The sequence below is a fragment of the Nocardia mikamii NBRC 108933 genome (assembly GCF_001613505.1).
Lineage (GTDB): Bacteria > Actinomycetota > Actinomycetes > Mycobacteriales > Mycobacteriaceae > Nocardia > Nocardia mikamii.
The window spans coordinates 237515-252736 of the sequence record NZ_BDCM01000007.1 but is presented as its reverse complement, the minus strand read 5'-3'; the positions used below and the strand labels follow the sequence as shown (position 1 = coordinate 252736).

At 68.5% G+C, this 15222-nt stretch carries 10 protein-coding genes (1 of these 10 running past the window's edge); 7 read left to right on the top strand and 3 right to left on the bottom strand.

Features of this window, described 5'->3' with window-relative positions:
* The first annotated feature begins 6 nt into the window (after positions 1-6).
* Together NMI01S_RS10180 and NMI01S_RS10175 are read left to right on the top strand one after the other, a co-directional pair.
* A complete protein-coding gene (locus NMI01S_RS10180) occupies positions 7-825 on the top strand; it encodes an HpcH/HpaI aldolase/citrate lyase family protein (protein ID WP_062995924.1) in 819 nt (272 codons plus the stop codon).
* A gap of 7 nt (positions 826-832) precedes the next feature.
* Entirely contained in the window at positions 833-2779 is a 1947-nt protein-coding gene (locus NMI01S_RS10175; protein ID WP_062995922.1) for an acetoacetate--CoA ligase, read from the top strand.
* Positions 2780-2799: 20 nt separating this feature from the next.
* Here NMI01S_RS10175 and NMI01S_RS10170 read toward each other — a convergent pair whose 3' ends face one another.
* Entirely contained in the window at positions 2800-3528 is a 729-nt protein-coding gene (locus tag NMI01S_RS10170; protein WP_062995920.1) for an ABC transporter ATP-binding protein, read from the bottom strand.
* 25 nt (positions 3529-3553) lie between these two features.
* A complete protein-coding gene (locus NMI01S_RS10165; protein ID WP_062995918.1) occupies positions 3554-4603 on the bottom strand; it encodes an FtsX-like permease family protein in 1050 nt (349 codons plus the stop codon).
* A gap of 129 nt (positions 4604-4732) precedes the next feature.
* Here NMI01S_RS10165 and NMI01S_RS10160 point away from each other — a divergent pair, with 129 nt between their 5' ends.
* From NMI01S_RS10160 to NMI01S_RS10150, 3 genes are all read left to right on the top strand, one after another.
* The gene (locus NMI01S_RS10160; RefSeq protein ID WP_062995916.1) at positions 4733-5932 is read left to right on the top strand and encodes a sensor histidine kinase; all 1200 of its coding nucleotides are present in this window, start codon (positions 4733-4735) and stop codon (positions 5930-5932) included.
* Complete coding sequence (locus NMI01S_RS10155; RefSeq protein WP_062995914.1) at positions 5929-6546, top strand: response regulator; 618 nt, start codon at positions 5929-5931, stop codon at positions 6544-6546. Before NMI01S_RS10160 ends, NMI01S_RS10155 begins: the two co-directional genes overlap by 4 nt.
* 97 nt (positions 6547-6643) lie before the next feature.
* Positions 6644-7069 (top strand): PPOX class F420-dependent oxidoreductase, encoded by a 426-nt coding sequence (locus NMI01S_RS10150; protein ID WP_062995912.1) that lies wholly within the window; start codon positions 6644-6646, stop codon positions 7067-7069.
* 10 nt (positions 7070-7079) lie between these two features.
* Here the strand turns inward: NMI01S_RS10150 and NMI01S_RS35830 are convergent, their stop codons facing one another.
* On the bottom strand, positions 7080-7754 hold the full coding sequence (locus NMI01S_RS35830) for a cupin domain-containing protein (protein ID WP_245716807.1): 675 nt from the start codon (positions 7752-7754) through the stop codon (positions 7080-7082).
* Between the two features lie 165 nt (positions 7755-7919).
* Here NMI01S_RS35830 and cobM point away from each other — a divergent pair, with 165 nt between their 5' ends.
* Positions 7920-8687 (top strand): precorrin-4 C(11)-methyltransferase, encoded by a 768-nt coding sequence (cobM, locus tag NMI01S_RS10140; protein ID WP_062995910.1) that lies wholly within the window; start codon positions 7920-7922, stop codon positions 8685-8687.
* Between the two features lie 393 nt (positions 8688-9080).
* On the top strand, positions 9081-15222 hold the beginning of the coding sequence (locus tag NMI01S_RS10135; RefSeq protein WP_084512840.1) for a non-ribosomal peptide synthetase. It continues 44219 nt past the right edge of the window; the window shows 6142 of its 50361 coding nt (coding positions 1-6142); the start codon lies at positions 9081-9083; its stop codon lies off the right edge, out of view.

Here is a 15222-nt window from a genome sequence, read left to right as displayed (position 1 = left end):
GAGCGGATGAACTGGGAACTCCCTGGGCCGGCCTGGCTGTTCTGTCCCGCAGACCGGGGCGAACGCTACGAGAAGGCCGCCGCGGCGGCCGACGTCGTGATCATCGATCTGGAGGACGGCGTCGCGGCCGGGGACAAGGAGGCCGCGCGTGAGGTGCTGATGGCCACGCCGCTCGATCCGGAGCGGACGGTGGTCCGGGTCAACGCGGCCGGTACGCACGAGTTCGACGCCGACCTGACCGCGCTGGCCTCGACGCCCTATCGTCGCGTCATGCTGCCGAAATGCGAATCGGCACAACAGCTCTCGCTGCTGTCGGACTACGAGGTGCTCGCCCTGTTCGAATCGCCGCTGGGCGCGCTGCGCACCGAAGAGGTCATGGCCGCACCGAATGCGATCGCCTCGATGGCCGGGGCGGAGGATCTGGTCGCCGGGCTCGGCGGCAACTCCAGCCGCCGCGCCGACGGTGGTTATCGCGATGTGGCGCGGCAGCTGCGCTCGACCGCGTTGCTGGCGGCGAAGGCGTACGGCAAGATCGCGCTGGACTCGGTGTACCTCGATATCGCGGACCTCGACGGGTTGCGCGCGGAATCGGACGAGGCGGTGGCGGTCGGCTACGACGTCAAGGTCGCCATCCATCCCAAGCAGCTCGCGGTGATCCGGGCCGCCTACGCGCCGGCGGACGAGGAAGTGGACTGGGCCCGCCGGGTACTGGCGGAGGTGCCCAGCAATCGCGGTGTGTTCAGTTTCGAGGGACGGATGGTGGACGGCCCGGTGATCCGGCACGCCGAGCGCATTCTGCAGCGTGCCGGGGCCCGGCAGACCTAGGAGAGTCATGACGCAGCCACAGTGGGAACCCGACGCCGGGGACCTGGAAACGGCGCGGGTCGCCGACTTCGCCCGATTCGTCGGGGCCCGGACCGGACGAGAATTCGACGACTATCACTCGCTGTGGGAATGGTCGATCACCGATCTGCCCGGGTTCTGGGGTGCGCTGTGGGAGTATTTCGAGCTCGGCGACGCGCCGGACACGGTGCTGGCGAGTGCCGACATGCCGGGGGCGCAATGGTTTCCGGGGCAACTGCTGAACTACGTCGATCAGATCGCCCGCCATGCCCGCGCCGACCGGCCCGCCATCGTCTACGCCGGCGAACAGGGCGGTCTGACCGAGATCTCCTGGGCGGAACTGCTGGGCCGCACCGCTTCCTTCGCGGCGACGCTGCGCGAACTCGGGGTGGGACTCGGCGATCGGGTCGTCGGCTATCTGCCCAACATTCCCGAGGCCGTGATCGCCTTCCTCGGCACGGCCAGTGTCGGCGCGGTGTGGAGTGCCTGCGGGCAGGACTATTCGGCCAAGGCGGCGCTCGATCGGCTGGGGCAGTTGGAGCCGGTGGTACTGGTCACCGCCGACGGCTACTACTTCGGCGGGAAGCCGCACGACAAGCGCGACGATATCGCCGCCCTGCGGGCCGGGCTGCCGACCGTTCGCGCCACCGTCGTGGTGGCGCGTCTCGGCGGTGCGGTGCCCGACGCCCTGGACTGGAATGCGGTCGCCGCGCCCGAGGGCGCCGAATTGTCCACCGAGCCGGTCGGTTTCGCGCATCCGCTCTGGGTTCTGTTCTCCTCGGGGACCACCGGTCTGCCGAAGGGGATCGTGCACGGGCACGGCGGCGTCCTGCTCGAACATCTGAAAGCCGCTGCGCTGCAATCGGATATCGGACGCGGCGACGTCTTCTTCTGGTACACCAGCCCCAGCTGGATGATGTGGAACTTCCAGGTCGCGGGCCTGCTGGTGGGCGCGACGATCGTCTGCTACGACGGCAGTCCGACCTTCCCGCACGCCGATTCGCTGTTCGACCTGGCGGCACGTACCGGCACCACTGTGCTCGGGACCAGCCCGGGTTATGTGCTCGCCTGCATCAAGGCCGGGGTGGTGCCGCGGCGCGACCACGATCTCTCGGCGCTGCGCACGGTCGGTATCACCGGATCGTCGCTGCCGCCCTCGTCGGCACTGTGGTTGCGCGACAACATCGGCGAGCGGGTACACGTGAACTCCATCAGCGGTGGCACCGATGTGGTGTCCGCGTTCCTCGGCGGTGTGCGCACGGTGCCGGTGTGGCCGGGTGAGCTGTCGGTGCCGTTCCTCGGCGCCGCGGTGGATGCCTGGGACGATTCGGGGCGGCCGGTGCGGGACGAGGTCGGAGAATTGGTGATCACCGCCCCGATGCCCTCCATGCCGGTGTCGTTCTGGCACGATCCCGACGGAAGCCGGTATCGCGCAGCGTATTTCGAGATGTTTCCCGGTGTCTGGCGACATGGTGACTGGATCACCGTCACCGATCACGGCAGCGTCGTCGTGCACGGCCGCTCCGATTCGACGCTGAACCGGCACGGCATCCGGATGGGTTCGGCCGATATCTACCAAGCGGTGGAACAGCTTCCGGAGATCGCCGAGGCCCTGGTGATCGGCACCGAACAGCCCGACGGCGGCTACTGGATGCCGCTGTTCGTCACCCTCGCCCCGGGCGCCGAACTGACCGACGAGCTGAAACATCGCATCAACGCGACGATCCGTAGCGAGGTCTCGCCGCGTCACGTCCCCGACGAAATCATCGCCGCCCCGGGTATTCCGCACACCCGCACCGGCAAGAAGCTCGAGGTGCCGATCAAGAAACTGTTCCAGGGCGCGGACCCGGATCGCGTGGTCGAACGCAGTGCGGTGGACAATCCGGACCTGCTGACCTGGTATGCGGCGGTGCCGGCGCGGAAACGAGCGACGTAGCCCGCGCCGGGCGGTGTCGATCAGGCGGCGAGCTCTCCCGCCTCGTCCACCGACAACCGGCCGTCGACCATGCGGTAGACCGCGTTCATGCGGTGCAGGTGGGTGCGATCGTGGGTCACCAGCAGGGTGGCGGCGGCGTGGGTGTGCACGACGCCGAGGATGAGGTCGATGACGGCGGCCCCGCGTTCCTGGTCGAGAGCGCTCGTCGGCTCGTCGACGACGAGCAGCGCGGGGTCGTGCATGAGAGCGCGGGCGATGTCGACGCGCTGTCGTTGACCGCCGGACAGCTGTGCCGGGCGCTTCTTCTCGTGACCGCGCAGCCCCACGGCATCGAGCAGATCCATCGCCTTGTCCCTCGTTCGGCGTCGCAGTCGCGGCGAGACGACGCCGCGGCCACCGAGGTGGCGCATCACCTCGAGTTGTTCGACCGCGGTGAGGGCGGGAATGAGATTGGGCTGCTGGAAGACGATCCCGATGCGTTCCCGGCGCAGGGTCGTGGCCTCGCGCCGCGACACTAGGGCGAGGTCGACACCGCCGTCATAGGTGTCGAGCAGAATCCGGCCCGAATCCGGGCGCACGAGCGTCGACACCGTCGCCAGCAGACTGGATTTGCCCGAACCGGAGGGCCCGGTGATGGCCGCGATCTCGCCGCCGCGCACGGTCAGTGCCACCCGGTCGAGGGCGGTGACGCGGCCGGCGCCGTCGGGGAAAGTGAGGGTGAGATCGGAGACGGTCAGGGTGGTGGTCATCGAAAGCTCCTGTGCGGTAATCGAATCAACGAGAGTTGTTGAGCGCGGTGAGCGGGTCGGTGGTGACTAGGAAGCGCAGGGCGAACACCGCGCCGAGCAGCCCGAGCCCGATGAGTGCGAGTGCGGGTACCACGGTCGTGGCGGCACTGAGCACGAACGGCACCGCCCCGCCGAGGAACGCCCCGGCCAGTGCGGTCACTGCGACCCCGACGCCTACACCGAGGAGCAGCACGATCAGCGCCTGCCCCAGTGCGTCGCGGACCAGCGCGGTCGTGGTGGCGCCCAGTGCTTTCAGCGTCGCGATATCCGGCGTGCGCTGGATGGTCCAGACGGTGAAGAACGCACCGATCACCAGGGCCGAGATCACGAACAGCATCACGGTCATCAGCGTGAGCGAACCGTTCTCGGCCCGATAGGACCCGATCGCCTGCAGTGCGCCGTCGACGCTCGTCGTGCGGGTGTGCGCGGCGCTGTTCACCGCATCGGCGCCGGGCACGCCGGAGGCGACCAGAATCGTGGCGGCACCGCCGCGCGGATCGAGTTGCTGCCAGTCGGACAGCGTCGTCCAGACCACCGGGGTGTGCGCGTACCAGTCGTCGCCGCCGATCCCCGCGACCGTGAAGGTCCGGTCGCCGATCGACACGCGCTCACCGGCGGTGGCCGAGAGGTCTACGGCGGCGGCCTTACTCAGCACGACGGTGCCGGGGCGGGTAACCACCTCATTGCCGAATGCCGTGCCGTCGACGCCGAATATCGCCACCTGGGTCGGCGCGGACCCGTCACGGACGGCCTGGCTACGGCCGATGCCCACCGGATCGACGGTTCCCCCGGCTCGCTGCCAGCGCTGCACCTGTTCGCCGGTCAACGCCGAGGAATCGAACGACGGGTCGGCGCCGGTATCGGCGAACACGACGCTGCCGCCGGACAGCCGCTCGAGGGCGGAAATATTCTGATGGGCGAGCCCGGCCGTGAGTCCGCTCAGAAAGCTCACCAGCAGGGCCACCATGGTGACGACCAGGGTGATGAGCAGGAATCGGCCGCGGGCGGCCCGCAGATCTCGCAGTGCGACGAACATATCCCCACCCTCGCGGTGAATCCGCCGGTGGGCATCGCCTTCGCGGACACATCGCGACCGCCCGACGGTGGGGTGCCGATTCCACCTTTCGATGGATGCCGCCCCGATAACCGCGCATAAGCTGGCAGCGTGCACCGCTCTCCACTCACCCCGGTTTTCGCCGCGCTGCAGGTAGGACTGCATGTGTTGATGACGGCGCTGGTGGTCGTGGTGATGGTGCGGGCGGCCGTGCCCGGTGACGACGGCACCCGGCCCACCGCCGCGGTGATCGTGCTCGCGGCGCTGTTCCTGGTCGTGTACTTCGCGGGCGGACTGCTGCGCGGGCGTCCGGTCGCCGCCCGGGTGTGGCTGGGCGGGCTCACGGTGTTGTGGCTGGCGTTGATCGTGCTGGTTCCGGAGGCCGTCTACCTGGTGTTCGGGCTGTTCTTTCTCTATCTGCATCTGCTGCCGCGACTGTGGGGGCTGGCCGCGGTCGTCGCCGCCACGGTCGTCTCGGTGGTCGGGTGGGGATTACACGAGGGGTGGACGGTTCCGGGAATCGCCGGGCCGGTGCTGGGTGCGATCGTCGCGATCGCGATCGGCCTGGGTTATCGGGCGCTGTTCCGGGAGGCCGCCGACCGTCAGCAGCTGATCGACGAATTGCTCTCCACCCGCGCCACTCTCGCCGAACGTGAACGCACGGCCGGCAAACTCGCCGAACGGGAGCGGCTGGCCCAGGAGATCCACGACACCGTCGCCCAGGGACTGTCCAGCATCCAGATGCTGCTGCACGCCGCCGAGCGCGACGCGCCGGATCATCCCGCGCTGCAACAGATCCGGCTCGCCCGCGAGACCGCCGCGGACAACCTGGTCGAGACCCGGCAGTTGATCGGCGACCTCACCCCGGCGGTGCTCGAGGGGCAATCGCTGAGTGATGCGCTCGAACGGATCGCCCGGCGTGCCGAGGGCCCCGGGCTGAGCGCCCGCACGGTGGTCGAGGGGACCCCGATGCGGCTGCCGATGCCCATCGAGGCCGCGCTGGTGCGGGTGGCGCAGGGCGCGGTGTCGAATGTGGTCCGGCACGCCCGCGCCGACCGGATGCGGATCACGCTCACCTACGGTGACGACGCCGTCCATCTCGACGTGGTCGACGACGGTGTGGGTATCGATCCGGCGGTCTTCGGGGGCGGCACCTTCGGCCTCAACGCCATGCGCAGCCGCGTCGAACAGCAGGGCGGTGTCATGGACGTCGAATCCGAACCGGGACATACCGCCGTCACCGTGTCGTTTCCGCTGCACGACTCGGAAACCGCTGCCGCCGAGCTCATCTCGCGGGAGGACCTGCCGTGATACATCTGCTGCTGGCCGACGACCACGCCATCGTCCGCGCCGGGCTGCGGGCCCTGCTGGATTCCGGCGAGGACATCACGGTGGCCGGGGAGGCCGCCACCGCCGAGGAGGCCGTGGCCTTCTGCACCACCACGCACGTCGATCTGGTGCTGATGGACCTGCGCTTCGGCCCCGGCAAATCCGGCGTGGACGCGACCCTGGCCCTGCGCGCCCTGCCCGAGCCGCCGAACGTCCTGGTGGTGACCAACTACGACACCGACGCCGACATCCTCGGCGCCATCGAGGCGGGTGCCTGCGGCTACATCCTCAAGGACACGCCGCCACCGGAACTCCTCGCCGCCGTGCGCGGAGCGGCGGCGGGGGAGAGCGTGCTCTCGCCCTCGGTCGCCTCCAAGCTGATGACCCGCGTCCGCAAACCGGACACGACCCTGAGCGCCCGCGAGATCGAGGTGCTGCGCCTGGTCGCCGACGGCCATTCCAACCGCGATATCGGCAAACACCTGTTCCTCAGCGAGACGACGGTGAAATCCCATCTGGTGCATATCTATTCGAAGCTGGGCGTGCGATCGCGGACGTCGGCGGTGGCGCGGGCGCGCGAGCGCGGGGCCATCTGAACGGCGACGAGCGCGCCCGGCCCCGATGTCGATCGCGGCCGGGGCCGTCGGCGCGTGTCGGGGCCCGCCACCGGCCGCCTCTTCCTAGGGTGTGCTCATGCCTTCCATCACCGATCCCGAAGTGCGGGAATTCCTCGCCGCCGGAACCCGTACCGGCAAATTGGCTCTGGTCGCCTCCGACGGCCGCCCGATCGTCAATCCGGTCTGGTTCATCCTCGACGGCGACGACCTGGTCTTCAACACCGGCACAACCACCGCCAAGGGCAAGGCGCTGGCGCGCGACCCCCGCGTCGCCCTCTGCGTGGACCTCGACGAACCGCCGTACGCCTATTTCCAGGTGCAAGGCGTCGCCACGCTCTCCGAGGACCCTGCCGAACTCCTGCGCACCGCCACCGCCATCGCCGCGCGGTACATGGGCCCGGACCGTGCCGAGGAATTCGGCCGCCGCAACGCCGTCCCCGGCGAGCTGGTCGTACGGGTACGCCCCGACAAGATCCTCGGTGGGCTGAATATGACCGGGTAGCCGGAAGAACTCAGCGGCGCCGGGCGTACTCCGCGGCCGCGGCCCAGTCGATCACCACGCAGGCTTGTTCACCGACGGTCCAGGCGTCGTGGCCGGGCGGGCACTCCATGAGATCTCCGGGGCCGATCTCGCACTCGGTACCGTCGTCCATCCGGATGTGCATCCGCCCCGACACGCAGTAGCCGATATGCGCGACCTGGCAGCTGTCGGTACCCGCGATCGGCTTGACGTGGGTGGACCAGCGCCAGCCCGGTTCGAAGACGGCCCGGCCGACCGCGCCGGAGGGCGCCTGCACGACCTCGAGGCGCCCGCTGCCGGATTCGAATTCCCGCGTCTCGTCGGCGGCATCGAAGTTCTTCACCAGCAACGATGTCCTCGCTGCCCCGTCCATGTCGTCCTCACGCACCAGGTCGAGGTTGCGGAAGACCGCCGGCTCGTCGCACAGGGCGGCGAGGGTTTCGGCGAATCCGGTCGTCTCGGGCAGTGCGGAATTCGCCATGGCCTGCTCGTAGGAGGGGAATTCCACGATCTGCAGGTAGGTGTCCGGGTGGTCGCGGTCCCTGGTTTCCATACTGTGCGTCGCCGACCGCGTCCCCTCGGTGGCAGTGAGCCACCGGTCCAGCGTGCGATTGAACTCGTCGAGCTGCGAGGTCTTGAACTCGATGGTCTGAACGAATTTCGTCATCGTGGTCACCTTCGAAGTTGTGGATGACCCCGGGCATGATTTTACGCCGCGCAGCCCCGGGTGGAGCTGCGCGGCAACGAGATCACCACCCTGCCCCCGCTCAGCGTCGAACTCGGGCGGCCGGGCTGAACTTTCCGGGATCGGCCGGGCACCTAGACTCCGGGCATGACCGTGCATTTCATCGGGGCGGGGCCCGGGGCGGCCGATCTGCTCACGCTGCGGGCGGTGATGCTGTTGCGGGCATCTCCGGTGTGCCTGTATGCGGGGACGTATCTGGATCCCGAGGTGCTGGCGCATTGCGCGCCGGAGGCGGAACTGATCGATACCCAGGGACTGGACCTGGACGAGATCGTCGCGCACTGTGCGCGGGCCGATGCCGCGGGCAAGGATGTGGCCCGGCTGTGTTCGGGGGATCCGTCGATCTATTCGGCGCTGACCGAACAGACCCGGCGGCTCGACGGTTTGGGCATCTCCTGGGATGTGACGCCGGGGGTGCCGGCGTATGCGGCGGCGGCCGCGGTCCTGGGCAGTGAGCTGACCGTGCCGGAGGTGGCGCAGTCGGTGGTGCTGACGCGGACGCGGGCGCGTTCGACCGCGATGCCCGAGTCCGAGGCGCTGGGGAATTTCGCGCGGACGCGGGCCAGTCTGGTGCTGCATCTGGCGATCACGCGGATCCGGGAACTGGCCGCGGAACTGGCGGACGAGTACGGCGCCGACTGTCCGGCCGTGGTGGTCTACCGGGCCAGTCAGCCGCAGCAGCGGATTCTGCGCGGGACGCTCGCCGACATCGCCGGCCGGGTGGAGGCGGCGGGGTTGCGGCAGGCCGCGGTGATACTGGTCGGGCGGGCGCTGACCCCCGCGCTCGACTGTGCGCAGTCGCATCTCTACGACCCCGGGCGGGAGCGGCACCCGGTGTCCGGGCCCGGCGCGTGACCCACCGCGCGCATCGCGATTTCCGTCACTCGGAACCGATGATTCCCAGCGGCTTCCCAGTGCCGGACCGAACCGCGAGGTGGCGGGGGCAACGGAGTCCAGTGCTGATGTCGGAGCGCTATCGCCCTTCTTGGCTCATTGTCGGTACCTGGCGGTAGATTGGTTCGGTGTTCATCAGCGAATCTCGAAACGAGGCCGATCCGTGGCCGGTGGGTGTGGTCGGGCCCATGTAACAAGATCGGCCCGACGGACGGATAGGTCCTATGAACATTTTTGTCTGATTGCAATCGAAGTGAGCCCCGACTGCCGGACGCCACGCTCGGATGAGGTGAGCGTCCGCATCGGTGTGCCATCGGGGAGCGCTGCGTGGCGTTCCGGAAGTGAGGTTACGGGTTGGACCGGCTGGATTTCGGCGGAAACGGCGAAGCTGGCGGCGAGGTAACGCCTGCGGCAGGGTCCGGGGAGCAATTGTTTCCGCTGTCGCCCGCGCAACTCGGAATCTGGTATGCCCAGCACCTGGATCCCCAGGTGCCGATCACGATCGCCCAATACGTCGACCTTCCCGGTGAGATCGACGTCGAGGTGCTGACGCGGGCCAGCCGGGACGCCTCCCACGAACTCGGGTCCGGCTTCGTTCGCATCGTCGAACGCGACGGGGAACCGATGCAGTTCGTCGACCACGACCTCGCCACCGACGAGGTCGAACTGGTCGATCTGCGTGCCGAGGCCGACCCGGTGGCCGCGGCACACCGCTGGATGCGTGCCGACTACGGCCGCCCACTCGACATCGTCGCCGACCGCCTGATCCGCTCGGCCGCGCTGTGGGTGGCCGAGGATCGCTGGTTCTGGTACTCGCGCGCCCATCACATCGTGCTCGACGGTTTCGGCGCGATGAACAACATGAACCGGGTCGCGGAGCTCTATACCGCGTACCGGTCCGGCGCCGAGCCCGCCCCTGGCAAGGCGACGGCTCTGGCGACGCTCGTCGAATCCGAATTCGCCTACCGCGACAGCGCTCGCTTCGAGAACGACAAGCAGTACTGGGCGCAGCGCGTCGCGGGCCTGGAGGAAGGCTCCAGCCTCACCGGCCGTAACGCCGCCCCGGCGCCGTTGAACACCGTGGTGGGCGCGGAGCTGTCGGAGACCCGCAACAGCCTGCTGACCGACGCGGTCCACCGGCACGACTCATCGCCGGCGGCCCTGCTCATCGCCGGCTTCGCCGCCTATCTGGCGCAGTGGACCGGCGTCGAGGACGTCATTCTCAGCCTGCCGGTCACCGCCCGCACGACCGCCGCGATGCGCCGTTCCGGCGGTGCCGCCTCGAATATCGTGCCGCTGCGTCTGCGTGTCGGACATGAGTCCACCGTGGACGAGTTGCTGAAGTCGGTCCAGGTCGAGGTTTCGGGCGCACTGCGTCATCAGCGGTACCGCCATGAGGACATCCGCCGAGACAGCGCCGCGGCCGCGCTGTCGGCCGGGACCGGTGACGGTGTCGTCACCAAGGAATTCTTCGGTCCGTGGATCAACATCATGTTGTTCCAGGACGAGATCGTGCTGGGTGAGATCCCGGGCCGGGTGCACGTGCTGTCCACCGGCTCGATCGAAGATCTGGGCGTCAACTTCTATCAGAGCCAGGGCGGGGCGAACACTCGGATCGACTTCGAGGTCAACCCCAACCTGTACACTGAAGCCGAAGCGCAGCAGCATCATTCGCGCTTTCTGGAATTCTTCGACCGGCTGCTGGCCGCCGGCGGCGACGACCGGCTGTGGACACTGCCCATCACGACGGCAGCAGAACTGCACGCGACCGTCGACACGTGGAGCTCGAATCCGCACGAGGTCGTCTCGACCACACTTCCGGACCTCCTGGATGCCGCGATCGCGCGGTACCCGGAGCGGATCGCCGTCGAATTCGACGGCGAGGCATTGACCTACAGGGAGTTCTCCGCCCGCGTCAACCGGCTGGCCCGGGTGCTGATCGCCGATGGCGTCGGCCCGGAGTCGCTGGTGGCGCTGGGGATGCGCCGGTCGCTGGACCTGGTGGTCGGCATGCACGCGGTGTTGCGCGCCGGTGGCGCCTACGTGCCGATCGACCCGGATCATCCGGCCGAGCGCACGGCTTACATCCTCGACAGTGCCGATCCGGTCTGTGTGCTGACGACCGCCGGGGTGGAGCTGGAACTGCCGAATTCGGTGCGGCAGTTGCGGATCGACACGCTCGACACGACCGGGATCGCGGACACTCCGATCACGGATGCCGATCGGTGCGCGCCCCTGCGCCCGGCGCATACCGCCTACGTCATCTACACCTCCGGCTCGACCGGACGTCCCAAGGGCGTGGCGGTCACCCACGACGCCATCGTCAATCAGCAGCTGTGGATGCTGCAGGAATACGGCATCGCCGCCGACGACGTCTACCTGCAGAAGACCGCGACCACCTTCGACGTCTCGCTGTGGGGTTACTTCCTGCCGTTGCTGGTGGGCGCGAAGCTCGTCGTGGCGGATCCGGACGGACATCGCGATCCGGTCTATGTCGCGCAGATGATCGAACGGCACGCGGTCACCGTCACCGATTTCGTGCCCTCGATGCTGACCGTTTTCCTCTCGCATGTGAGCGCCGGTCAATGTGATTCGCTGCGAGCGGTTTTCGTCATCGGTGAGGCGCTGCCGCCGGAGACCGGGGCGATGTTCCGGGCCGTCAATCCCGGTGCGCGCCTGTTCAACCTCTACGGCCCCACCGAGGCCGCGGTGTCGGTGACGGCATGGGAGGTCGGCGAATCCGACGCTCTCACCGTTCCGATCGGTGTTCCGGAGTGGAATGTCGATGTTCACGTGCTGGATTCGCGGCTGCGGCCCGCGCCCATCGGGGCCCCGGGCGAGCTGTATCTGGCCGGCCGGCAGCTGGCGCGCGGCTATCGCGGGCGTGCAGATCTGACCTCGGATCGTTTCGTGGCGAATCCCTTCTCCGGCAACGGCGAACGGATGTACCGCACCGGTGACCTGGTCCGCTGGGTGGCCGGCGAAGACGGAACAGGTGTTCTCGAGTACATCGGCCGCACCGACTTCCAGGTCAAGTTCCGCGGTCAGCGCATCGAACTCGGCGAGATCGAGACCCATCTGTTGACCCACCCCGCGGTCAGCCAGGCCGTGGTGCTGGTCGCCGACACCGCGACCGGGCAGCAGCTGGCCGCGTATGTGGTTCCCGCGCCGGGATTTTCGGCCGATCCGGCCGAACTCGGTCGTTTCGTCGCCGAGCATCTGCCCAGCTATATGGTGCCCGCGTCGATCATGGTGTTGGACGCCTTCCCGCTCAACACCTCGGGCAAGCTGGATCGAAAGGCGTTGCCGGAACCGGTATTCAGCGCGGACGCCGCCGGGTTCCGCGCCCCGCGGACCCAGGCCGAGGAGATCATCGCCGGAATCTTCGGCGATGTGCTGAGCCAGCCGCGGGTGGGTGCCGACGACAACTTCTTCGACCTGGGCGGTAACTCCCTGGTGGCCACGCAGGTGGTCGCGCGGATCTCGTCCGCGTTCGGGATCGCGCTGGGCGTGCGGGCGTTGTTCGAGACCCCGACCGTGGCGGGGATCGCGGCCCGTGCCGAGGCGGCCGCGGAGTCGGGCGCGGACGACGATGTCCCCGCTCGCCCGCCCTTGGTGGCGCAGCGGCGGCCGGATATCGTGCCGCTGTCGCCGGCCCAACAGCGGATGTGGTTCCTCAACCAGTTCGATCCGAGTGCGCCTACCTACAACCTGCCGTTCGTGGTGCGGTTGCGGGGAAACATCGAGATCGAAGCGCTGCGCAAGGCGCTGCTGGACGTCATGCAGCGGCAGGAGTCGCTGCACACCGTCTTCCCGGAATCCGGTGACGGTGGCTACCAGCAGGTAGTGCCGATCGACGAGGTCGACTTCGTCATCCCGGTCGCACCGATCGCCGCGGCCGAATTGCAGGGTGCGCTGACCGAATTCGCCGCGATCGGATTCGATGTCTCGCGCGAACTGCCGATCCGGGTCCGCATCTACCGGATCATCGATTCCGATTCCGATGCCGAGGTCGACGACTACGCGGTGGCCTTCGTGGTGCACCATATCGCCGCCGACGGCTTCTCCTTCGGTCCGCTGTCCCGCGATGTGGCCGCGGCCTACCTGGCCCGCACCGAAGGTGGGGCACCGCAGTGGGCGCCGCTGCCGGTGCAGTACATCGACTACACGCTGTGGCAGCGTCAGGTGCTCGGCGACGAGGACGATCAGGGATCGATCGCCGCGCGCCAGATCGATTACTGGCGTTCCGCGCTGGCCGGACTTCCGGATCAGCTGGATCTGCCCACCGACCGTCCCCGGCCGGCGACGCAGAGCTTCCAGGGTAGCCGGATCGGTTTCGAGATCGATGCGGAGCTGCACGCTCGCTTGTCGAATCTCGCGCGGGCCCAAGGCGTTTCGCTGTTCATGGTGTTGCACGGCGCGTTGGCCATGCTGCTGGCCCGATTGTCGGGCACCAGCGATATCGCCGTCGGCACCCCGGTGGCCGGTCGTGGTGAGCAGGCCCTCGACGACCTGATCGGCATGTTCGTCAACACCCTCGTGCTGCGGTCGGAGGTCGACGGCGCAGAGTCCTTCACCGACTTCCTCGACCGGACCAGGGACAACGACCTGTCGGCCTTCGCGCATGCGGATATTCCGTTCGAGCGGCTGGTCGAACTGCTCAACCCCGCCCGTTCGCAGGCGCGGCATCCGCTGTTCCAGGTGATGCTGTCGTTCCAGGAGATGTCGCACGCGGCACTGGAACTGCCGGGGCTGTCGATCACCGCCGAAGAACTCGAAATCCCGATTTCGAAGTTCGACATGCAGTGGACGCTCACCGAACAGCGCGGGGGCCGTGGCGAACCCAGCGGCATCGCGGGTGCGGTGGACTTTGCGACGGATCTGTTCGACGCCGTCACGATCGAGGGTTTCGCGGAGCGGTTCCTGCGCGTGCTGCGCGGAGTCGCCGCCGATCCGGCGGTCGCGGTGGGTGATATCGATCTGCTCGGTGCGACCGAGCGCACCGATGTCTCGCACGGCTGGGTGTCCTCGGGGCCCGACCGTGCCGAGGGCCGGTTCGCGAATTCCGAAGCGACTCTGGTGGATCTGTTCGACGCCGTCGTCGCCGAACACGGCGACCGCACCGCGGTCATCTTCGAAAACCGATCGCTGACCTACGCCGAGCTCGATCGCCGCGTGAACGCAGCGGCCCGCCGGCTGATCGCCGCCGGGGCAGGGCCGGAATCGCTGGTGGCGGTGATCGCGCCGCGATCGCTGGAGATGGTGATCGCGCTGCTGGCGGTGGTGAAGTCCGGTGCGGGATATGTACCGGTCGATCCGACCTATCCGGCCGACCGCATCGCCTACATCCTGTCCGACTCCCGGCTGTCCGGGGTGATCGTGGACCAGTCGGCCGAGGTGGAACCGCCGGCCGACGTCCCGGTGGTGACTCTCGCCGAACTGTCCGAGCTCGACACCGCCGATCCAGGCGCCGTCGCCGCGGTGACCGACGCCGACCGGCGGGCGCCGCTGCTGCCGGACAATATCGCCTACGTCATCTACACCTCGGGCTCGACCGGTCGGCCGAAGGGCGTGGCGGTCGCGCATCGCAATGTGGTGCGGCTGCTGGCCAACACCGACGCCGACTTCGGCTTCGGGCCGCAGGACGTGTGGACGATGTTCCATTCGTTCGCCTTCGACTTCTCGGTGTGGGAACTGTGGGGTCCGCTGGCCTTCGGTGGCTCCCTCGTGGTGGTCGACTACTTCACCTCGCGCGCCCCGGAACAGTTCTTGGAGCTGCTGCGGCGCGAAGGCGTCACGGTGCTCAACCAGACCCCGTCGGCGTTCTACCAGCTGGCCGAGGCCGAGCGGAGCGCCGATCCGGCCGAACCGCTCGCGCTGCGCTACGTGGTGTTCGGCGGCGAAGCGCTGGAACTGCGCCGGCTCGCCGATTGGGTTGCCCGGCACGGTGATTCGTCGCCGGTCCTGGTGAACATGTACGGCATCACCGAGACCACCGTGCACGTGACGTATCGGCGTCTGGACGCCGAGGCCATCGCGAACGCGGCGGGCAGCGTCGTGGGTCGCGCCATCGGCGGCTTGAGCGTGTACGTTCTCGACGACCGGCTGCGTCCGGCACCGGTCGGCGTGGTGGGCGAGATGTATGTCGCCGGTGCGCAACTGGCCCGCGGCTATCTGGGTCGTCCCGATCTGACCACCGCTCGGTTCATCGCGAACCCGCTGGCCGGTCCGGAGGCGGCGGGTTCGCGGCTGTACCGCTCCGGTGACCTCGCGCGCTGGAACCGCTTCGGCGAGTTGGAATATCTGGGTCGTGCCGACGACCAGGTGAAGGTGCGTGGTTTCCGCATCGAGCTCGGCGAGATCGAGGCCGCCGTCCTGGCACAGCCGGGGGTGGCGCAGGCCGCTGTGATCGTGCGCGAGGATCAGCCCGGCGGCCAGCGCATCGTCGCCTATCTGGTGGCCGAGCCGGGCCATGAGCTCGATCCCGAGATCGTGC